We start from the raw sequence: 18,752 nt of genomic DNA on the forward strand, positions 1-18,752 counted from the left end.
CTCATCCGGGCCGGCGGCGCCTGTCGACCGCCGGCCCGGCTTCAATCCAGAGGAGACCCGACATGTCCAGCGTCCGCGACGACCTCGGCCCCGCGGTGAGCGCGGTCGAGGGCGAGAGGATCTTGGCGCCTCAGCCTCCCGCCGCGCCCGGCGCGAAACGCGCCCGGCGGGCAGGCGGCTTCACGCCCTATGCGCTGCTCGTCCCTGCGCTGATCGTCTTGGCGGCGATCACGGGCTGGCCGCTGATCCAGCTGTTCGTCATGTCATTCCAGGAGTTCGGACGCGCGCAGATCTTCGGAGCGCCGCCGGAGTTCGTCGGCCTCGGCAACTATGCGGACGTGCTGACCGATCCGGAGTTCTGGCAGGTCCTGGGCCGCTCCGTCGTCCTGGCCGCCGTCTGCGTCATCGCCACGATGATCCTCGGCGTGCTCGTGGCGCTGCTCATGAAGCGACTGGGTGCGGCGCTGCGCACACTCGTCTCGGTGGGGCTGCTGCTGGCGTGGGCGATGCCGCCGCTGTCGGCCACGATCGTCTGGGGATGGATCTTCGACACCCAGTACGGGGTGCTCAACAACGTCCTGAGCCAGTGGTTCGGGCTTCCCTTCGAGGGCCACTCCTGGCTGATCGAGCCCCTCAGCTTCTTCTTCGTGGCATCGATCATCATCGTGTGGGGCGCCGTGCCGTTCGTCGCCTTCACCGTCTACGCCGGGCTTACGCAGGTCTCCGACGAGATCCTCGAGGCCGCACAGCTGGACGGAGCGGGCGCGTTCAAGCGCTTCCGGTTCGTGGTGGTCCCGTTCATCCGTCCCATCCTCGCGATCGTCACGATCCTCCAGGTGATCTGGGACCTGCGCGTATTCACGCAGATCTACGCGCTCCAGTCGATCGGAGGCCTCGCCGAGCAGACCAACACGCTCGGCGTGTACATCTATCGTGTCTCGCTCGGCTCCGGTGATTTCGGGGCCGGCGGCGCGATCTCCGTCATCGTCGTGCTGATGCTCGCGGGCGTGTCGATCTTCTACGTCCGACGCACCGTCAAGGAGGACACGCTGTGACCGCCGTCGCCGGATCACGCCCGCCCGCGACGACTCCCCGGCGCCGCGGGGGAGGTGCCCGTCGCCGGGTCGGCTCGGTGCTCGCCGGCGCCGCCGCCATCGTCGTCTTCTTCGCGTCCGTGTTCCCGGTGTACTGGATGGTGAACACCTCGTTCCAGCCGAACGCGCAGGTGCGCGGGACGGAGCTTCACTTCTGGCCCGACAACGGCACCCTCGACAACTACGTGAACGTCATCTTCCACAACGACCGGGCGCCGTTCCTGCCCGCACTGCTGAACTCGCTGCAGGTGACGCTTCTCACCGTCGCGGTGGCGCTCGTGTTCGCGTTCCTCGCCGCGTTGGCGGTGACCCGGTTCCGATTCCGTTCCCGCGCCGCGTTCATCATCACGATCCTGCTCGTCCAGATGATCCCGGCCGAGGCGATGATCATCTCGACCTTCCGGCTGATCGACAGCTGGGCGCTGCTGAACACCGTGGTGGGGCTGTCCGCCGTCTACATCGCCACCGTTCTGCCGTTCACGATCTGGACGCTGCGCGGCTTCGTGAACGGCGTTCCGGTCGAGCTGGAAGAGGCGGCGATGATCGACGGGCTCAGCCGCGCACAGGCGTTCTGGCGCATCACGTTCCCGCTGCTCGCGCCCGGACTCGTCGCCACCGGCGTGTTCGGCTTCATTCAGGCGTGGAACGAGTTCGTGTTCGCGCTCGTGCTGAACCCTCGACCGGAATCGATGACCCTGCCGGTCTGGCTGCGCACCTTTCTGGACCCCAACGGCGGCACGAACTGGGCCGAGCTGATGGCCGGATCCACCCTGGTCGCGATCCCGGTGGTCATCTTCTTCCTGATCGTGCAGGGCCGCATGACGAGCGGACTCGTCGCGGGGGCGGTCAAGGGCTGATGTGCGCGTCGTACACCGCCGGCTCCCGAGGGGAGGACGGCCGATGAGGATCGGGCTCGACATCGGCGGGACCAAGACCGACGCGGTGGCCGTCGACGCGACGGGTGCGATCGTGCGCCGCCTGCGGCTCCCGACGGGATGGGGGCCGGATGCCGTGATCCGCACTCTTCTGAAGGCCGTGCGCACGCTCGGCGCAGAGGCGGCGGCGCACGGACCGATAGAGTCCGTCGGAATCGGCATCCCCGGGCAGGTCGAGCCGGGCACCTCGCGCGTGGTCCACGCCGTCAACCTGGGCGTCGAAGAGCTGGACCTCGTTGCCGCCGTGGGACCGCGGCTCGGCGTGGCGGTGCGGGTCGAGAACGACGTGAAGGCGGCGGCGTTCGGAGCGTACGCACTGCAGACTGTCAGCTCGGGCTCGGCGCTCGGCGCATCCGGGTCGATGGCCTACCTGAACCTCGGCACGGGGGTCGCCGCCGGGATCGTCGCCGACGGCGAGCTGTGGCGCGGGGTGCGCGGAACGGCCGGAGAAGTCGGGCACATCTCCATCGACCCGCACGGGCCGCTGTGCAGATGCGGCCAGCGCGGCTGCATCGAGGCGTTCGCGGGCGGCGGTGCCATCGCCGAGCGGTGGGGCCGGAACGGCCCCATCGCCGAGCGGTGGGGCCGTTCCGGCGCGCTACCGGTGCGAGACGTCTTCGACGCCGCCGATTCGGGTGAGCCGATCGCCCGGGATCTGCGGGCGGGCCTCGCTCGCGGCGTGGCGGCGGCCGTACGGATCCTCGTCCTGACGGCCGACGTGGACGTGGTCGTGCTCGGAGGAGGCGTATCGGGGTTGGGCGCGCGTCTTCTGACGGATGTGTCGGCCGAGCTCGCCGCCAGCGCCGAGGCCTCGCCGTTCATGCGCTCCCTTCGCCTCGAGCGGCGGGTGCAGCTGCTGCCCGCCGGCTCGCCGGCCGCTGCGCTCGGCGCCGCCCTGGTGGGGGCTCCGCGCGCCGGAGCGGAGGGGACGCGGGCGCATGGCTGAGGTGGTCATCGTCCCGGATGCCGCAACGGCGGGCGGTCTCGCCGCCGACGAGATCGCCCGGCTCATCCGGCGCGATCCCGGCGCGGTGCTCGGCCTCGCGACCGGCTCGACCCCCCTCGCGGTGTACGACGCGCTCCGGTCCCGGCTCGTCGGCGCGGACGTCGCGCGCGTACGCGGGTTCGCCCTCGACGAATACGTCGGCCTCGCGCCGGCGCATCCGCAGAGCTACCGCTCGGTCATCACGCGCGAGGTCGTCGAGCCCCTGGGGCTCGACCCGGCCCGAGTGCGGATCCCGGACGGTTCGCTCGAGGGGATCGAGCATGCAGGCGAGGACTACGAGCGCGCGCTGGTGGATGCCGGCGGAGTGGACCTGCAGCTTCTCGGCATCGGCACCGACGGCCACATCGGGTTCAACGAGCCCGGCTCCTCGTTCGCGTCACTGACGCGCGTGAAGACCCTCACGATGCAGACGCGCGAGGACAACGCGCGCTTCTTCGACTCGGTGGACGACGTGCCCAGGCACTGCATCACACAGGGCCTGGGCACGATCCTGCGCGCCCGCCATCTGGTGCTGCTCGCGTTCGGCGAAGGCAAGGCCGAGGCGGTCGCCGGGGCCGTCGAGGGACCCCTGACCGCGTCGCTTCCCGGATCGGCCATCCAGCTGCACCCGCACGCGACGGTGATCGTGGACGACGCCGCGGCATCCGCTCTGCGCTTCGCGGAGTACTACCGGTACACGTTCGCCCACAAGCCCGACTGGCAGGGGCTGTAGCGCGCGGCGGGCCGGGCTACCGGAGCGGGCGGTCTGCCCAGGCGAGCGCGAGCAGGAAGTCCAGGCTCAGCGGCGCGAGCGGCATCGACGCGACCTCGCGCGGCGTGATCCAGCGAACCTCCGCGATCTCGGCCCGCGCCGACACCGCCTCGGGCTCCGCGTCGACGCGGAACACCTCGGCGATCACGCGGTGCCCCGGCTCGTTCGCGGCGTCCGACTCGAAACTGCCGAGCGGCTGCAGCGCACCCGGCTCGACGACGAGTCCGATCTCTTCGTGCAGCTCGCGCGAGAGCGCCTCGGCCGCGCTCTCGCCCGGTTCCGGCTTGCCCCCGGGCTGCATGAACATCGCGGTCCCTCGCTTGCGCACCACCAGCGCGCGCCCCGCGGCATCGGTGATCACGGCCGCGCTGACGTGGATCCGCCGGGAGGTCACGAGACGAACACCTTGCCCGGGTTCAGGATGCCGAGCGGGTCGAACGCGCGCATGATCTGACGCTGCAGCTCCCACTGGTCCGCGCCGAGCTCATCGACCAGCCACCGGCTCTTGAGCACCCCGACGCCGTGCTCCCCGGTGAGTGTGCCGCCCAGGCGCAGGGCGGCACGGAACAGATCGTCCGCGGCATCCCAGATGTAGGCGGGCACCTCGACGATGCCGGCGGCATCGCGCTCGCCGGCGAAGATGAAGTTGGGGTGCAGATTTCCATCGCCCGCGTGCGCCACCGTCGGAATGACCACGCCGTGCTCGCGCTCGACGCGCGCGATCTCGTCGAACATCGCCGGCAGTGCGCTGCGGGGGACGGACACGTCCTCGATGAGGGTGGTGCCGAGCGTCTCCATGGCCGGGTGCATCGAGCGCCGGATCGCGAGCAGCCGCTCGCCCTCCTCACGATCGCGCGAGACGGTGACCGTCCCGCCCGCCGTGCGCAGCACCTCGGCGATCTCGCCGGCCTCGGCCATGGCGGCGGGTCCGTCGGTCTGGATCGTCAGCTGCGCGGCGCCGGGCGTCGGCGGATCCAGCAGAAGCAGAGCGTGCACCGCGGCGAGGGACGCGGCATCCATCAGTTCCATGATCGCCGGCTGCGCGCCCGAGGCGGTGACGGCGGCGGATGCCTCGGCGGCGGTGCGCACGTCCGCGAAGGTCGCGGCCAGGGTGCATACCTCGCCGGGAATGAGCCGCCGCAGCTTCAGTGTCGCGCCGACGACGACACCCAGCGTCCCCTCGGATCCGATGACGAGCGCGGTGAGGTCCAGCCCCGACACGCCCTTCACGGTCCGACGGCCGAGCGTCAGCAGCCGCCCGTCGGCAAGGACCAGATCCACGCCGAGTACGGCATCCCGGACGACGCCGTACTTCGCGCACAGCAGTCCGCCCGCGCCGGTGGCGATGTTGCCCCCGACGGTGGAGATCGCGCGACTGGCCGGGTCCGGCGCCCACCAGAGGCCCTCCTCGGCGAGCGCGGCGTTCAGGTCCGCATTGAGGATGCCGGGTTCCACGACCGCCAGCAGGTCATCCGGCCGCACCTCGAGGATCCGGTCCATGCCGCGCAGCGACAGCGCGATCTCGCCGGCGCCGGCGTTCGCCGCGCCCGCCAGGCCGGTGCCGGCGCCTCGGGGGACGACCGGCGTGCTCGTCGCGGTCGCGATCCGCAGCGTCTCCTGCACGTCGGCGACCGAGGCCGCATGCACGACGGCGAGCGGTGTTCCGGATGCCGCGTGCCCGGACTTGTCGGCACGCGCGTCCGCCCGCGCCCGCTCCGACGTGTCGACCCGGTCGCCGAGAGCGGCGCGCAGCATTGCGACGACGTCGGCGCCGGCGCTCACGCGAGTCGTCGCCGACCGGCCAGGACTCCGGCGGTCACCGAGACCACTCCGAAGACCAGCCCCACCCAGGTGAGGCCGAGGCTCCACCACGCGAGCGTCGCGGAGACGTAGACCAGGAGCTCGACGATGGCGCGGAAGAACGGGTGCACTTCGAACACGGCGCGGGGGGAGACGAACAGCGCCCAGGTCAGGATGGCCAGCACGGGCGCACCGATTCCGGCGACGACGTTCCACGGGAACTGCCATGCGGCGAAGCCCCAGATCGCGAGACTGACGAACGCGAAGAGCTCGCACACGAACGCCAGCACGTCGATCGCGGAGAGGGGTGCGCGGGTGCCTGGTTCGCGGGGAGCGGCCGGCCGCGCGCGGGAACTGTCGGACATGCGTCCATTCTACGGCGGGCCGCGATCCTGGCCGCGGGCGGATCAGTCGCGGATGCCCGCCGTCCAGACCGCGACCGTCTCGAGCGAGCGCGACATCAGCACGGCATCCGCCGTCATGCCTGGACGCAGCGATCCGAGATCGCCGGAGCGCCCGATGGCCCGCGCGGGCACCGCGGTGAGCGCCGCCACCGCATCGCCCAGCGGCACCCCGGCCCCCACGGCGCAGCGGAGCGCGGCATCCTGCGTCAGGGTCGAGCCGGCGATCGCGCCGCCGTCCGCCAGCCGCGCGATGCCGCCCGCCACGTCGACGCCGAGCGATCCGAGTGCGTAGCGGCCGTCGGACTGTCCCGCCGCCGCCATCGCGTCGGTGACGAGGGCGACCCGCCCGGGCGCCAGGAGGAACGCGATGCGGACCAGCGCGGGGTGCAGGTGCACGCCGTCGGCGATCACCTCCAGGGTGACCCGGGCGTCGGATGCCGCGGCTGCGACGGGTCCGGGATCCCGGTGATGCAGTGGCGGCATCGCGTTGAACGCGTGGGTGAGGATCGTCGCGCCGGCATCGAAGGCCGCGCGCGTGAGGTCCAAGTCCGCCCCGGTGTGCCCGACGGCCGCCGCGGCGCCCGCGTCGACCACGAGCCGGATCGCCTCGAGCGCGCCCGGCAACTCGGGCGCGAGGGTGACCTGTCGTACCGTCCCTCGCCCGGCCGAGAGCAGCCGCTCCACGGCGGCCGCGTCGGGCGCGCGCAGCAGCGCGCCATCGTGCGCGCCCTGATACGCGCCGGCGAGGAACGGACCCTCCAGGTGCGAGCCGAGGATGTCGGCATCCGTCTGCATCAGGTCGGCGACCGTGGCTGCGCGCCGCTCCAGCGTCTCGAGCGGGGCGGTCACCAGCGAGAGGACCGCACGCGTGGTGCCGTGCGCGCGGTGCAGCGCTCGCGCGGCGCGGATCGCGTCCGGTCCGTCGTCGTAGGACTCCCCGGCGCCGCCGTGGCCGTGGATGTCGAGGAATCCGGGAGTGAGGATCGCGCCCGGGCCCGCGATCCGCTCGCCGTCGCAGACGACATCGGCGGGCTCGGCGACGCTGCGCCACTCGTCGCCGGCGCCGCCGGCGACGACCCGCTCCGCCTCGACGCGCACCCACCCGTCCTCGACGATCCGTCCGGCATCCACCAGGCGGATGGAGTGGATGATCGTGCTCACTGCGTGGCCCACGGGATCTCGTCCGAGGCGTGGAAGCGGATGCCGAGGCTCGTCCACAGCGGGCCGAGCGCTCCCACGCGCGACCGGAACGACTCCCACGTGCGCAGCTCGCCGTCGGCCGACGACCAGGCGATCTCGGCCGCGGCGGCCACCCGCGGGAAGGCCATCCGATCGATGTCGTCGAGGGTTCGGATCGTCTCCGTCCACAGCGGGGCCTCGACGCCGAGGATGTCGTCCTCGTCCACGCCGTCGATGATCGACGCGGGCTCCCACGAGTACGCGCGCTGCACGCTGGTCGGACCGTTCGCCCAGGTCAGGCCGAACGGACTCGACGCGTCGTACTTCATGTCGAGGTACACCGCATCGGCGGGGGAGAGGATCACCCCGCCGCTGTCGGCGAAGGCCCGCGCCTTCTCGTCCGCGCCGTCGGTCGGGGTCGTGAATCCCCAGTACTGGCCGATCGTGCTCGGGTCGATGTCGGGGGCCGCGCCGGCCTCGTGCCACGTCACCGGGATCTTCCCGAGGTCGGCCACGATTCCGGTCGCGCGCGCCATGAAGAGCGCGAAATCGTCGGGGTCGGTGCCCAGCGCCTCGTCGCCGCCGATGTGCAGATACGGGCCGGGTGTCATCGCGGCGAGCTCGCCCATGACGTCGGCGACGAAGTCGTAGGTGGCCTCGTCGTGGATCTTCAGCGACGAGAAGCCCACGGCCGTGCCGGTGTACGGAGTCCCCGCGACCGGCGGCGCACCCTCGCCATCGCTGACGAGATGCGGCAGGTCCGGCTCCTCCGCCAGTTCCGGGTAGGCGAGCCCGACGGCGTGCGTGTGGCCGGGCACGTCGACCTCGGGCACGACGATCATGTGGCGGGATGCCGCGTACGCGACGATCTCGCGATAGTCCGCCTTCGAGTAGAAGCCGCCGGCGTCGCCTCCCACCGCGGTGGCGGCGGCGCGCTCGGTCAACCGTGGCCGCGAGTCCAGCTGGATCCGCCAGCCCTGGTCGTCGCTGAGGTGAAGGTGCAGCGCGTTGAGCTTCAGCCCCGACGCACGATCGATGTACGCCTTCACGGTCTCGACCGGAAAGAAATGCCGCGCGACGTCGAGCATGACGCCGCGGTAGGCGAAACGCGGGGCGTCGGCGATCCGCGCGGCCGGCACGACGAAGCCCGAACCGTTCCGGATGATCAGCTGCCCGAGCGTCTGTACCCCGTAGAACAGCCCGGCCGCGTCGGCGCCCGTGACGACGACGGATGCCGCATCCGCCGTGATCCGGTACGACTCGGCCGCGCCGCCCGGCTCGATGCGCAGGGCGATCGTCGGTGCACTCTCGGGAGTCTGTTGTGCACTCTCGGGGGCGGAGGGTGCACTCTCGGGGGCGGAGGGTGCACTTTCGGGAGCGGAGGGTGCACTCTCGGGGGCGGAGGGTGCACTCTCGGCGGCGGGGGGTGCGCTCTCGCGGGCGGGGACGGCTGTGCCGGTCCGGGCCGCGACGATCGCGGTGAGGGCGGCCGCGGCATCCGGGTTCCCGAGGATCCGGACGTGCCGGTCGATGCGGAACGGGGCAGCGGTGGCGTCCACCGCGATCGAGAGCGGTGCGGGGACGACTCCGGGCGAGGCGGCGGGTGCTGACACAGTGGCTCCATTCTGGGTCGCGGCCGTGCAACCCGCCAGCAGCGCGAGCAGGACGCCTGCCATCCCCATGGTGCCGCCGCGCACGAGCTTCATGTAAAGGCTCCTAACAAAAGGAGTCTCCAGCCTAGCGGCCGAGTCCCGCGTTCGCACGGACCGGCATCCGTTATGCTCGGGTTGTCGCGACTGGCGTTGAGGTGGGTAACCACCGGGGAGCGACCGACACGGCACTCGACCGTACGCCTGGGTCGATGCGTATTTCGATACGTCCGCATCGCGGACTACTCAATAACGGACTTCGCACAGAAGCCGGGACGCGCCGCAGTCAAGGAGAACGCCAATGACCGACCATTACTTCAACGCGCCGCTCGCCGAGGTCGACCCCGAGATCGCGCAGGTCCTCCAGCGCGAACTCGAGCGACAGCGCGGCTACCTCGAGATGATCGCCTCCGAGAACTTCGTACCGGTGTCGGTGCTGCAGTCGCAGGGCTCGGTGCTGACCAACAAGTACGCCGAGGGCTACCCGGGCCGCCGCTACTACGGCGGTTGCGAAGAGGTCGACGTCGCAGAGGAACTCGCGATCGAACGCGCGAAGTCGCTGTTCGGCGCCGGATTCGCGAACGTCCAGCCCCACTCGGGGGCGACGGCGAACGCGGCGGTGCTGCACGCGATCGCCCGCCCCGGCGACACGCTGCTCGGGCTTTCGCTGGACCAGGGTGGTCACCTCACCCACGGCATGAAGATCAACTTCTCCGGGCGCCTGTTCAACATCGTCGCCTACGGCGTCGACCCCGAGACGTCCCTGATCGACATGGACGAAGTGCGTCGCCTCGCGATCGAGTTCCGGCCGAAGGTCATCATCGCCGGATGGTCGGCATACCCGCGGCACTTGGACTTCGCCCGCTTCCGCGAGATCGCCGACGAGGTCGGCGCGCTGCTGTGGGTGGACATGGCGCACTTCGCCGGTCTCGTGGCGGCCGGACTGCACCCCAACCCGGTGCCGCACGCGCACGTCGTCTCCTCGACCGTGCACAAGACGATCGGCGGCCCGCGGTCGGGCTTCATCCTCACCAACGACCCCGACATCGCCAAGAAGATCAACACGGCCGTGTTCCCCGGACAGCAGGGCGGGCCGCTGATGCACGTCATCGCGGCCAAGGCGACGGCGTTCAAGCTGGCCGCCACCCCCGAGTTCAAAGAGCGCCAGGAGCGTGTCCTGCGTGGCGCGCACCTCCTCGCCGAGCGGCTGTCGCAGCAGGACGTGAAGGATGCCGGCATCACCGTCCGCTCCGGCGGCACCGACGTGCATCTCGTGCTCGTGGACCTGCGCGACGCCGAGATCGACGGCAAGCAGGCCGAAGACCTGCTGCACGAGATCCGCATCACCGTGAACCGCAACGCGGTGCCCAACGACCCTCGGCCGCCGATGATCACGTCGGGCCTGCGGATCGGCACGCCGGCGCTGGCGACCCGAGGATTCGGGGACTCGCAGTTCTCCGAGGTCGCGGACATCATCGCCCTCGCGCTGCTGCCCGACGCCGACGTGGAGGCCCTGCGGGTCCGCGTCGCGAGGCTGACGGCGCAGTTCCCGCTGTACCCGGGTCTCGTTCAGTAGATCGCGTGCGCGTTTGCCTATGCGCATACCTACGGGCATAGTGATACGACAAGCTTTGCGAGTCCCCGCTCGCGCAACCCGGAGGCGACAACGATGACCGCACAACGACTGGACGGGGTCGCCACTGCGGCGGCCATCAAGGAGGAGCTGCGCGAGCGCGTCGCGGCTCTCGCCGAACGGGGCATCGTCCCCGGCATTGCGACCGTGCTGGTCGGCGCGGATCCCGGCTCGCAGCTGTACGTGGGAATGAAGCACCGCCAGTCCGAGGCGATCGGCATGAACTCGATCCAGGTCGAGCTGCCCGCAGATGCCACGCAGGAGCAGGTCGAAGCGGCCATCGACGCGCTGAATGCCGACCCCGCCTGCCACGGTTTCATCGTGCAGCTCCCGCTGCCCAAGCACATCGACACCGACGCGATCCTCGAGCGGATCGACCCGGACAAGGACGCCGACGGCCTGCACCCCACGAACCTCGGCCGGCTCGTGCTCAACGTCAACAGCCCGATCACCTCGCCGCTGCCGTGCACGCCGCGCGGCGTGATCGAGCTGCTGGTGCGCAACGGCTATGACCTCAACGGCAAGCACGTGGTCGTCGTCGGTCGCGGCGTCACCATCGGCCGCTCCATCGGCCTGCTGCTGACGCGTCGCGAGTTCAACGCGACCGTCACGCTGACGCACACCGGCACGGTCGACGCGGGCCAGTACCTCCGCCAGGCCGATGTGATCGTCGCCGCGGCCGGAGTGAAGCACCTCATCACCGCAGCCGACGTGAAGCCGGGTGCCGCCGTCCTCGATGTCGGCGTCACGCGCGAAGAGGATCCCGAGACCGGCAAGGCCAAGGTGCACGGGGACGTGCACCCGGATGTGGCCGAGGTCGCGGGCTTCCTGTCGCCGAACCCCGGCGGAGTCGGTCCGATGACCGTCGCCCTGCTGCTGCTGAACGTCGTCGAGGCGGCGGAGCGCAGCGCGGCCTGATCCGGGCCGGCAGCGTCACAGGCGCGCTTCGGCGGCGGCGAGGGCGGCTCGCGCGCCGGCGGTCGGGGCGATCGCGACCAGCCCGCGGTACAGCTTCACGAGCGTCTCGGCATCCAGGATCCCCGTGCGCGCACGGTCGCAGTGCACGGCCTGGATCGCCGCTTCCAGCTGGAAGCGGCCCAGCGGGTTCCCCAGCGCCGACGCTCGGCGCAGCAGCGCTCGGCCCTCCGCGATGAGCTCGGCATCCCACCCAGCCGGATCCTGCTCGTCCAGTGGAGGCCAGGGTCGCACGTCGCGCGCGGGCGCTCGCGACTGCGCGAAGGTCAGAAGCGCCGCCAGGCCCCATGCCTCGGCTTCCGTCCGCAGCAGGCTGGCCAGCAGCACGGCAAGCCAGCGGGCCTCGTCGGCGATCGACTCGCGGACCGCGTCGATCCCCGCCGCCGGCGCCTCGAGCCAGTCGATCGCGTAGGCGCCGTACACGGCCTCCAGCACCGCGTCGAGGCGCGCCGGCATGTCGGCGCGCGCCGGAACGACGAACGGGATGCCCGCGTCTCGGATCCGCCGCTTCGCCCGCACCAGCCGCTGCGCCATCGTCGCCGGTTCGACGGCGAAGGCGCGCGCGATCTGCGCGGCGTCGAACCCGAGGACCACCTGCAGCATCAGCGGTGTGCGGATGCCGGGGTCGATCGCCGGATGGGCGCACGCGAAGAGCAGTTCGAGCCTCTTGTCGGGGATGCGGTCGCGATCCGCGAGCACGGTCGCGGCATCCCGATCGTCCGAGCCGAGAATGCTCTCCAGCAGGGGCGCGCTCGTGCGGGCAGCGGACGAACGCATCAGATCGCGCAGACGGTTGCGGGCCACTGTGACCAGCCACCCTTCGGGGTTGTCCGGGATGCCGGATTCCGGCCACGCGCGGAGGGCCTTCTCGAACGCGTCGGAGAGCGCGTCCTCAGCAAGGGCCACGTCGCGGGTGGCGACGGCGATCACCGCGAGGATGCGACCGTACGACGCGCGCGCGACCCGCTCGGCGGCGGCGTGGGCGCGGCGCCCGCTGCCGGCATCCGCTCGCGGGGCAGAGGTCATCGGTAGTCGAACGACGTCCAGGCTCCGTCGAGGAACCGGGTGCCGGAGGGCCGGATCTCCACCGCTCCCCAGTTCACCGAGGGAGCCTTGCCGGCCCACACGATGGCCTGATCGAGGTCGTCGACCTCGATCACGAATGTGCCGCCGAGCTGCTCCTTCGTGTCGGCGTAGGGGCCGTCCTGCACCCGCAGCGGGTCGCCGCCGCGCACCGTCGTGGTGACCGATGACGGCTGCAGGACCTCGGCCGAGCGCAGCACACCGGCCGCGTCCAACGCCTTGGCGTAGTCGTCGAATTCGCGCATGCCGTCGGCCAGGGCCTCCGGTCCGAGCTCCGTCGCGCTCATCTCGGGATAGTGGAGCAGAAGTGTGTACCGCATGGGATCCGCCTTCATCTGTGGGGCTGTCGTGTGATCGGCCGGCATCTGGTCGGCCTGTGACACCCCTATGACGATCGAGAATCGATCCGATCGACAGCGGCCGATCAGCTCCTGTCCAGCTCGTCCAGCATCCGGCGCTGTTCCTCGGTCAGACCGTCGTCCAGCTCCCGCCGCGCGGCCGCGGTCTCGGGGGACGCAATGGCCGGGGGCGGGACCGAGGTGCTGGTCGATTTCGAGCCGGTGGCCCTGTCGTAGAGCGCCCCGGCTGAGCTTTCGACCCGGTCGTCGATCGCGTCGTAGATCGCCCAGCCGATGAGGATGATCACCGGCGGGAGGATGTACCCCCAGAGCCACCCTCCGACGCTGACCCCGGAGAGGATCACCGTCAGGATCCAGACGATCAGCGCCACGATGAAGACGAGGACACCTTGCACGAGCTTCTCGCCCACCCTGGTGCGCTGATTCGCGGATTTCGCGACCATGCCGGTGAACGCCTTATGGATCAGCGGCTTGATCCAGATGGTCAGGGCCGTGAGGATGACACCCGCCCAGAGGGCGGACCAGCCGACCCGAGCGGGGGTGAGCCAGCCGATGACAAGCAGCACGACCACGTTGAACACCAGGAGCGAAAGGAAACGTACGACCCACTTCTTCATACGGGATACGTTGCCACGCGCCTCCGCGGACCGCCACCGCGCCGCCCGGGGGCTCAGTGCATGCGGACGAGCTGGGTGAGGTCGTCGTTCGGCAGCTCGTCCACGATGGCCAGCACCTCCAGGTCCACCAGGTCGGCGCGTCCCGAGACGACGGTCAGGAACGCCGAGTCCGCGGCATCCCGGCCCGTGGCGATGCGCACGAGGGTGGAGCGCGGCGCGAGGGTGGTGGCATCCACCACGTACCAGGCGTCCTGGATCCACGCCTCGGCCACGGCGTGGAAGTCCATGGGGTACAGCCCCGGCGCGTACACCGAGACCACGCGGGCGGGCACGTTGAGGGCACGCAGCAACGCCACGGTCAGGTGCGCATAGTCCCGGCACACGCCCTGCCGGGCGAGCAGTGTGCGGGTGGCGCCGTCGGTCGGCAGGCTCGACCCGCTCACGTAGACCAGGCGCGTGCCCACCCACGACGAGACGGACGAGAGGAGTTCGGCGGGGTCGGTGATTCCGCCGAACTCGGCGTAGGCGGTCGGTCCGAGCGTGTCCGACTCCGCGTACCGGCTCGGACGGCGGTAGGTGATCAGGTCGGTGGGGTTCGCCACCGTCGCGGCCGCTTCGCCGTGGATCGAGGCGTCGTACGACGCCACGAGGCGACCCGTGGGGCTGGTCACCTTGTGCAGTCGCGTGCCGTGCGCATCCGGAACGGATGCGAACGTCAGCGGATCCCCGTCGACGGTGAACGTGATGTGCTCGGTGACCGGCGTGTGGTGACCGCTCACCGCCATCGAGAACACGAACTCTGCGGGCTCGGTCACTTCGAGTTCGATGCGGCTGGCGACGTCTCTCTTCATCGGTCCAGAGTGCCATGCGAACGCGTCGCGCAGATCACGACGCGAGAGATCGCACGGCCGCGGGCATCCGTCGACAATTCGCATCCGGTGGGGTACGGTTGCCTAAACCGGTTTAATAAACCGGTTTAGAAGGCAGCGTAGCCGGATGGATGAATCGCACGTGGGTCGGACACGACGCCCGACCATCGCCGACGTCGCGCAGCGCGCGGGGGTCAGCAAGGGACTCGTCTCGTTCGCCCTCAATGACCGGCCCGGTGTGAACGTCGCGACGCGCCGCCGGATCCTCGCCATCGCCGCGGAATTGGGCTGGTCGCCGGATGTGCGGGCTCGATCGTTGAGCACCAACCGCTCGTTCGCGCTCGGGCTCGTCCTCCAGCGCGACACCGAGATCGTCGCGGGCGACCCCTTCTTCCCCGCCTTCATCGCGGGTGTCGAGCGCGAGCTGTCGCCGGCCGGGCAGGCGCTCGTTCTCGCATCGGTGCCCTCGCACGGTCGCGAAGCAGACACATACCGCAAGCTCGCATCCGAGCGGCGCGTAGACGGCGTGTTCCTCGCTGATCTGCGCGCCGGCGACGAGCGGCTTGATCTCATCGAGTCCCTCGGCCTGGCGGCCGTCACGCTCGGCCACCCCGATGTCGCTTCGGCCTTCCCTGCGGTCTCCGTCGATGACATCGACGGGGTCATCGCGACCGTCGACCACCTCGCCGACCTGGGTCATCGGTCGATCGCGCATGTCGCGGGCTCTCCCGAGATGCTCCACGCGAGTCGCCGGGGCGCGGCTTTCGAGCGGGCCTGCGAGCGCCGCGGCATCGCCCATCGCGTCGTGGACACCGACTTCAGCGCGCGGCAGGGGGCCGAGGCCACGAGGGCGCTGATCGCGGATGCCGCAACCCGCCCCACCGCGATCTGCTACTCGAACGACGTGATGGCGCTGGCGGGCATCGCGGTCGCGCAGCGCGGCGGGTTGTCGGTCCCCGGCGACCTGTCCATTGCCGGCTTCGACGACAGCGAGATCGCCCGTCACGTCTACCCCTCGCTCACCTCCGTCGCGACGGACGTCGTGGAGTGGGGAGCAGCAGCGGCGCGGACGCTTCTCGCCGCCATTGCAGGCGATGAGCTCGACGACTCCGAGCTCGCCCCCGCGCATCTCGTCGTGCGCGAATCGACCGGTGCGGCACCCGCACCGCGGCGCGATACGCCCAGCTGACTGGGCGACTCAGGACGCGGCGGACGTCGCGTCTGGATGGAAAGGAAGAACGATGCGAAGAAGCATGACGATCGCGGCGCTCACCGCCGCCGGAGCACTCACCCTCACCGCCTGCGGCAGCGGCGGCGGGGGAGGAGGCGGCGATGACCTGGAGGCCCGCGGCGACATCACCATCTGGTACTCGAACAACGAGGCCGAGATCGAGTGGGGCAAGCAGATGGTCGAGGCGTGGAATGCCGATCACCCCGACGAGCAGGTCAAGGCACAGGAGATTCCGGCCGGTGACAGCAGTGAGGCTGTCATCAGTGCCGCCATCACCGCGGGCAACGCGCCCTGCCTGATCTTCAACACGTCGCCGGCAGCGGTGCCGCAGTTCGAGAAGGCGGGCGGGCTCGTGTCGCTGTCGAGCTTCGAGGACGGTGACGACTACATCAACGCGCGCAGCGGCGACAACGCGGCGCAGTATGCCTCGGCGGACGGCGAGTTCTATCAGATGCCCTGGAAATCCAACCCGGTCGTCATCTTCTACAACAAGGCCATGTTCACCGCCGCCGGTCTCGATCCTGAGGCACCCGCTCTGTCCACGTATGACGAGTTCCTGGACACGGCGCGCACGCTCACCGCGTCCGGCGCCGCTCCGTACGCGATCTACCCCTCACCGGCGAGCCAGTTCTTCCAGTCGTGGTTCGACTTCTACCCGCTGTACGGGGCGGAGACGGGCGGCACGCTGCTCGTCGAGGACGGCAAGGCGACCTTCGATTCCGACGCCGGCCAGGCGGTGTCCGAGTTCTGGGCGACGATGTACGAGGAAGGCCTCGCGGGGCAGGAGGAGTTCAATGGCGACTCGTTCGTCGCCGGTAACTCGGCCATGACCATCGCGGGCCCGTGGGCCATCGACTACTTCGGCGACGACGTGGACTGGGGAACCGTGCCCGTTCCGACGTCGGCCGGAACACCCGCTGAGGAGACCTACACCTTCAGCGATGCCAAGAACGTCGGCCTCTTCTCGGCGTGCAAGAACAAGGGCACCGCCTGGGACGTCCTGAAGTTCGCGACGAGCGAGGAACAGGATGGACAGCTCCTCGAGCTGACCGGGCAGATGCCACTGCGTCAAGACCTGACCACCGTGTACCCCGACTTCTTCGCGGAGAACCCCGCATACGAGGTGTTCGGCGACCAGGCAGGACGCGTCGTCGAGGTGCCGAACGTGGCGAACTCGATCGAGGTGTGGCAGACGTTCCGCGACGCCTACTCCAAGGCCGTCATCTTCGGCGAAGGCGACATCCCGTCGTTCCTCACCGACACGGCCGCCGAGGTCGACACCCTGGTCGGCCAGGGCTGACGGTCATGTCCTCCGCGATCGCGGAGCCGGAGACGGACTCGGCCCGGGCGGGCGCGCAGCACGCGCGCTCGGCCCGGCGCCGCCGCCGCATCCTCGGCGAGAACCCGCTCGGGATCCTGCTCAGCGCTCCATACCTCATCTTCATCGGCGTCGTCTTCGCCTTCCCGCTGATCTTCGCGGTCTGGATGTCCTTCCACGACTACTTCTTCGCAGCGCCGGGCGCAGACGTCGAACGGGACTTCGTCGGCTTCGAGAACTTCGTGACCGTGGCCACGGATCCAGCGGTCTGGCGTTCGTTCCTCAACGTCGGCATCTTCCTGATCATCAACGTCCCGCTCACCGTCGTGCTCTCGCTGCTGCTGGCGACCGCGCTCAATCGCGTCGTGCGGGCGCGCCTGTTCCTGCGGGTGAGCTTCTATGTGCCGTATGTGACGGCATCCGTCGCGGTCGTGGGCGTGTGGCTGTTCATGTTCAGCGGCGGCGGCCTGGTCAACCAGGTCCTCGGCCCACTGGCACCGGACCCGTCGTGGCTGATCAACCCGTTCCTCGCCATGCCGACGATCGCCTTCTTCGTCACCTGGAAGCAGCTCGGGTTCTTCATCCTGCTGTACCTGGCGGCGCTGCAGGCGGTACCGCACGAGCTGTACGAGTCCGCGGCCACCGACGGCGCCGGACCGGTGCGCACGTTCTTCTCCGTGACGGTGCCCGGGGTGCGATCGGCGACCTTGCTGGTGCTGCTGCTGGCGACGATCACCGGGGCGAACCTGTTCACCGAGCCGTATCTGCTCACGAACGGCGGCGGACCGAACGGGGCCTCCACCTCGCCGGTGCTGCTGATGTACCAGAAGGGTCTGGAGCAGGGGAATCCGGATGTGGCGGCCGCGATCGGCGTGATCCTCGTCATCCTCGTGCTGGCGCTCGCACTGATCGAGCGCAAGCTCGTGGGAGATGAGGAGTCATGACCGCCACCGGCACCCGCGCAGAGGCGCGGAAGAAGACCGGAACGGATGCCGCTCCGCCTCGCCGCGGTCACCCCGGCCGCGGCGGCGCGATCGCACGCTGGATCGTGCTGGCGGTGGGAGGTCTGGCGTTCCTCTTCCCCTTCTACTACATGGTCATCGGCTCGCTGCAGACCAAGCCCGACCCGACTCCGGCGGGGGCGTTCCCGAATCCGGCGAACATCACGCTGCAGAACTACGTCGAGATCAACGAGCGCATCAGTCTGCTGTCGGGCCTGGTGAACTCCGGCATCTTCACCGCCGGAGTGATCCTCTGCACGGTGGTGTTCGGCGTTCTGGCCGGCTACGCCCTCTCGGTGCTGCACTGGCGCGGTCGCGGGTTGACGTTCTCGATCGCCCTGCTGGTGCAGATCGTGCCGTTCCAGCTGCTGATGATCCCGCTCTACGTGCTGATCGCCCGGGACTACGGACTGGCCGACACGCACCTGGGCATGATCCTGCCGTTCGCGATCAACTCGGCGGCCGTGATCATCTTCCGGCAGTACTTCCTGCAGGTGCCGCGCGCGCTGTTCGACGCGGCGCGCGTCGACGGCGCGAGCGAGATGCGCGTGCTGTGGAGCGTCGCCCTGCCGCTGGTGCGGCCCGCGTTGCTGACCGTGGTGCTGCTCACCTTCATCGGGCCCTGGAACGAGTTCCTCTGGCCCTTCCTGATCACCAAGGATCCGGCGCTGCAGCCGTTGGCCGTGTCGTTGGCGAACTACATCACGACGGTGGCCGCCTCGGCATCCAACCCGTTCGGGGCGATCCTGGCAGGCGCCGTGGTGCTCGCCATCCCCGCGGTCGTGCTGTTCGTGATCTTCCAGCGCCAATTCCAGAGCTCCGACATCGGGTCGGGCGTGAAAGGCTGA

Annotated in this window: 19 protein-coding genes and 1 riboswitch; of the genes, 10 read left to right on the forward strand and 9 right to left on the reverse strand. The window is 70.2% G+C overall.

The window, feature by feature from the left end:
* Positions 1-62: 62 nt before the first annotated feature.
* From ABD655_RS05165 to ABD655_RS05180, 4 genes are read left to right on the forward strand one after another with little or no spacing between them, the layout of a single operon-like run.
* Positions 63-1,055 carry a carbohydrate ABC transporter permease gene (locus ABD655_RS05165; RefSeq protein ID WP_344712141.1) on the forward strand — a complete coding sequence of 331 codons (993 nt, stop codon included), beginning with the start codon at positions 63-65 and terminating at the stop codon, positions 1,053-1,055.
* Complete coding sequence (locus ABD655_RS05170; RefSeq protein ID WP_344712142.1) at positions 1,052-1,951, forward strand: carbohydrate ABC transporter permease; 900 nt, start codon at positions 1,052-1,054, stop codon at positions 1,949-1,951. The genes ABD655_RS05165 and ABD655_RS05170 overlap by 4 nt, the downstream gene beginning before the upstream one ends.
* Before the next feature lie 43 nt (positions 1,952-1,994).
* Positions 1,995-2,975 (forward strand): ROK family protein, encoded by a 981-nt coding sequence (locus ABD655_RS05175; RefSeq protein ID WP_344712144.1) that lies wholly within the window; start codon positions 1,995-1,997, stop codon positions 2,973-2,975.
* On the forward strand, positions 2,968-3,747 hold the full coding sequence (locus ABD655_RS05180) for a glucosamine-6-phosphate deaminase (RefSeq protein WP_344712145.1): 780 nt from the start codon (positions 2,968-2,970) through the stop codon (positions 3,745-3,747). Before ABD655_RS05175 ends, ABD655_RS05180 begins: the two co-directional genes overlap by 8 nt.
* A 16-nt stretch (positions 3,748-3,763) precedes the next feature.
* Here ABD655_RS05180 and ABD655_RS05185 read toward each other — a convergent pair whose 3' ends face one another.
* From ABD655_RS05185 to ABD655_RS05205, 5 genes are read right to left on the reverse strand one after another with little or no spacing between them, the layout of a single operon-like run.
* Positions 3,764-4,180 (reverse strand): NUDIX hydrolase, encoded by a 417-nt coding sequence (locus tag ABD655_RS05185; protein WP_344712147.1) that lies wholly within the window; start codon positions 4,178-4,180, stop codon positions 3,764-3,766.
* Positions 4,177-5,541 (reverse strand): FAD-binding oxidoreductase, encoded by a 1,365-nt coding sequence (locus ABD655_RS05190; RefSeq protein ID WP_344715688.1) that lies wholly within the window; start codon positions 5,539-5,541, stop codon positions 4,177-4,179. The genes ABD655_RS05185 and ABD655_RS05190 overlap by 4 nt, the downstream gene beginning before the upstream one ends.
* A 23-nt stretch (positions 5,542-5,564) precedes the next feature.
* Positions 5,565-5,951 (reverse strand): YrdB family protein, encoded by a 387-nt coding sequence (locus tag ABD655_RS05195; RefSeq protein ID WP_344712149.1) that lies wholly within the window; start codon positions 5,949-5,951, stop codon positions 5,565-5,567.
* Positions 5,952-5,993: 42 nt separating this feature from the next.
* On the reverse strand, positions 5,994-7,151 hold the full coding sequence (locus ABD655_RS05200) for an N-acetylglucosamine-6-phosphate deacetylase (RefSeq protein ID WP_344712151.1): 1,158 nt from the start codon (positions 7,149-7,151) through the stop codon (positions 5,994-5,996).
* The gene (locus ABD655_RS05205) at positions 7,148-8,875 is read right to left on the reverse strand and encodes a family 20 glycosylhydrolase (RefSeq protein ID WP_344712153.1); all 1,728 of its coding nucleotides are present in this window, start codon (positions 8,873-8,875) and stop codon (positions 7,148-7,150) included. The genes ABD655_RS05200 and ABD655_RS05205 overlap by 4 nt, the downstream gene beginning before the upstream one ends.
* A 76-nt stretch (positions 8,876-8,951) precedes the next feature.
* A riboswitch (ZMP/ZTP riboswitch) is annotated at positions 8,952-9,035 on the forward strand.
* An 84-nt stretch (positions 9,036-9,119) separates the two neighbouring features.
* Here ABD655_RS05205 and glyA point away from each other — a divergent pair.
* Both glyA and ABD655_RS05215 read left to right on the forward strand, forming a co-directional pair.
* Positions 9,120-10,394 (forward strand): serine hydroxymethyltransferase, encoded by a 1,275-nt coding sequence (glyA, locus tag ABD655_RS05210; protein ID WP_344712155.1) that lies wholly within the window; start codon positions 9,120-9,122, stop codon positions 10,392-10,394.
* A gap of 93 nt (positions 10,395-10,487) precedes the next feature.
* Complete coding sequence (locus tag ABD655_RS05215; RefSeq protein WP_344712157.1) at positions 10,488-11,369, forward strand: bifunctional methylenetetrahydrofolate dehydrogenase/methenyltetrahydrofolate cyclohydrolase; 882 nt, start codon at positions 10,488-10,490, stop codon at positions 11,367-11,369.
* Between the two features lie 15 nt (positions 11,370-11,384).
* On the opposite strand, the gene ABD655_RS05220 is transcribed toward ABD655_RS05215, so the two are convergent.
* The 4 genes from ABD655_RS05220 to ABD655_RS05235 all read right to left on the reverse strand — a co-directional run bounded on the left by ABD655_RS05220 (position 11,385) and on the right by ABD655_RS05235 (position 14,336).
* Positions 11,385-12,452: an RNA polymerase sigma factor gene (locus ABD655_RS05220; protein WP_344712159.1), complete on the reverse strand. Its 1,068-nt coding sequence runs from the start codon at positions 12,450-12,452 to the stop codon at positions 11,385-11,387.
* Entirely contained in the window at positions 12,449-12,829 is a 381-nt protein-coding gene (locus ABD655_RS05225) for a YciI family protein (RefSeq protein ID WP_344712160.1), read from the reverse strand. Before ABD655_RS05225 ends, ABD655_RS05220 begins: the two co-directional genes overlap by 4 nt.
* A gap of 104 nt (positions 12,830-12,933) precedes the next feature.
* Positions 12,934-13,485 carry a hypothetical protein gene (locus ABD655_RS05230; protein ID WP_344712162.1) on the reverse strand — a complete coding sequence of 184 codons (552 nt, stop codon included), beginning with the start codon at positions 13,483-13,485 and terminating at the stop codon, positions 12,934-12,936.
* Positions 13,486-13,538: 53 nt separating this feature from the next.
* Positions 13,539-14,336, reverse strand: a complete 798-nt coding sequence (locus ABD655_RS05235; protein WP_344712163.1) for a transglutaminase-like domain-containing protein — start codon at positions 14,334-14,336, stop codon at positions 13,539-13,541.
* Positions 14,337-14,481: 145 nt separating this feature from the next.
* Between ABD655_RS05235 and ABD655_RS05240 the strand changes: the two genes are divergently transcribed.
* Genes ABD655_RS05240 through ABD655_RS05255 form a run of 4 tightly spaced genes read left to right on the forward strand, consistent with a single transcriptional unit; the run spans position 14,482 to position 18,752 of the window.
* Positions 14,482-15,543, forward strand: a complete 1,062-nt coding sequence (locus ABD655_RS05240; RefSeq protein WP_344712164.1) for a LacI family DNA-binding transcriptional regulator — start codon at positions 14,482-14,484, stop codon at positions 15,541-15,543.
* Between the two features lie 52 nt (positions 15,544-15,595).
* The gene (locus ABD655_RS05245) at positions 15,596-16,885 is read left to right on the forward strand and encodes an extracellular solute-binding protein (protein ID WP_344712166.1); all 1,290 of its coding nucleotides are present in this window, start codon (positions 15,596-15,598) and stop codon (positions 16,883-16,885) included.
* Positions 16,886-16,890: 5 nt separating this feature from the next.
* Complete coding sequence (locus tag ABD655_RS05250) at positions 16,891-17,847, forward strand: carbohydrate ABC transporter permease (protein ID WP_344712168.1); 957 nt, start codon at positions 16,891-16,893, stop codon at positions 17,845-17,847.
* Positions 17,844-18,752, forward strand: coding sequence for a carbohydrate ABC transporter permease (locus ABD655_RS05255; RefSeq protein WP_378721239.1), 909 nt, complete (start codon positions 17,844-17,846; stop codon positions 18,750-18,752). The genes ABD655_RS05250 and ABD655_RS05255 overlap by 4 nt, the downstream gene beginning before the upstream one ends.

Source organism: Microbacterium terregens (genome assembly GCF_039534975.1).
Classification (GTDB): domain Bacteria; phylum Actinomycetota; class Actinomycetes; order Actinomycetales; family Microbacteriaceae; genus Microbacterium; species Microbacterium terregens.

Coding starts and splice junctions, on each gene's coding strand:
- ABD655_RS05165 (WP_344712141.1), top strand. CDS start 63: ATGTCCAGCGTCCGCGACGACCTCGGCCCCGCGGTGAGCGCGGTCGAG.
- ABD655_RS05175 (WP_344712144.1), top strand. CDS start 1,995: ATGAGGATCGGGCTCGACATCGGCGGGACCAAGACCGACGCGGTGGCC.
- ABD655_RS05180 (WP_344712145.1), top strand. CDS start 2,968: ATGGCTGAGGTGGTCATCGTCCCGGATGCCGCAACGGCGGGCGGTCTC.
- ABD655_RS05190 (WP_344715688.1), bottom strand. CDS start 5,541: ATGCTGCGCGCCGCTCTCGGCGACCGGGTCGACACGTCGGAGCGGGCG.
- ABD655_RS05195 (WP_344712149.1), bottom strand. CDS start 5,951: ATGTCCGACAGTTCCCGCGCGCGGCCGGCCGCTCCCCGCGAACCAGGC.
- ABD655_RS05205 (WP_344712153.1), bottom strand. CDS start 8,875: ATGAAGCTCGTGCGCGGCGGCACCATGGGGATGGCAGGCGTCCTGCTC.
- glyA (WP_344712155.1), top strand. CDS start 9,120: ATGACCGACCATTACTTCAACGCGCCGCTCGCCGAGGTCGACCCCGAG.
- ABD655_RS05215 (WP_344712157.1), top strand. CDS start 10,488: ATGACCGCACAACGACTGGACGGGGTCGCCACTGCGGCGGCCATCAAG.
- ABD655_RS05220 (WP_344712159.1), bottom strand. CDS start 12,452: ATGACCTCTGCCCCGCGAGCGGATGCCGGCAGCGGGCGCCGCGCCCAC.
- ABD655_RS05225 (WP_344712160.1), bottom strand. CDS start 12,829: ATGCGGTACACACTTCTGCTCCACTATCCCGAGATGAGCGCGACGGAG.
- ABD655_RS05230 (WP_344712162.1), bottom strand. CDS start 13,485: ATGAAGAAGTGGGTCGTACGTTTCCTTTCGCTCCTGGTGTTCAACGTG.
- ABD655_RS05235 (WP_344712163.1), bottom strand. CDS start 14,336: ATGAAGAGAGACGTCGCCAGCCGCATCGAACTCGAAGTGACCGAGCCC.
- ABD655_RS05240 (WP_344712164.1), top strand. CDS start 14,482: ATGGATGAATCGCACGTGGGTCGGACACGACGCCCGACCATCGCCGAC.
- ABD655_RS05245 (WP_344712166.1), top strand. CDS start 15,596: ATGCGAAGAAGCATGACGATCGCGGCGCTCACCGCCGCCGGAGCACTC.
- ABD655_RS05250 (WP_344712168.1), top strand. CDS start 16,891: ATGTCCTCCGCGATCGCGGAGCCGGAGACGGACTCGGCCCGGGCGGGC.
- ABD655_RS05255 (WP_378721239.1), top strand. CDS start 17,844: ATGACCGCCACCGGCACCCGCGCAGAGGCGCGGAAGAAGACCGGAACG.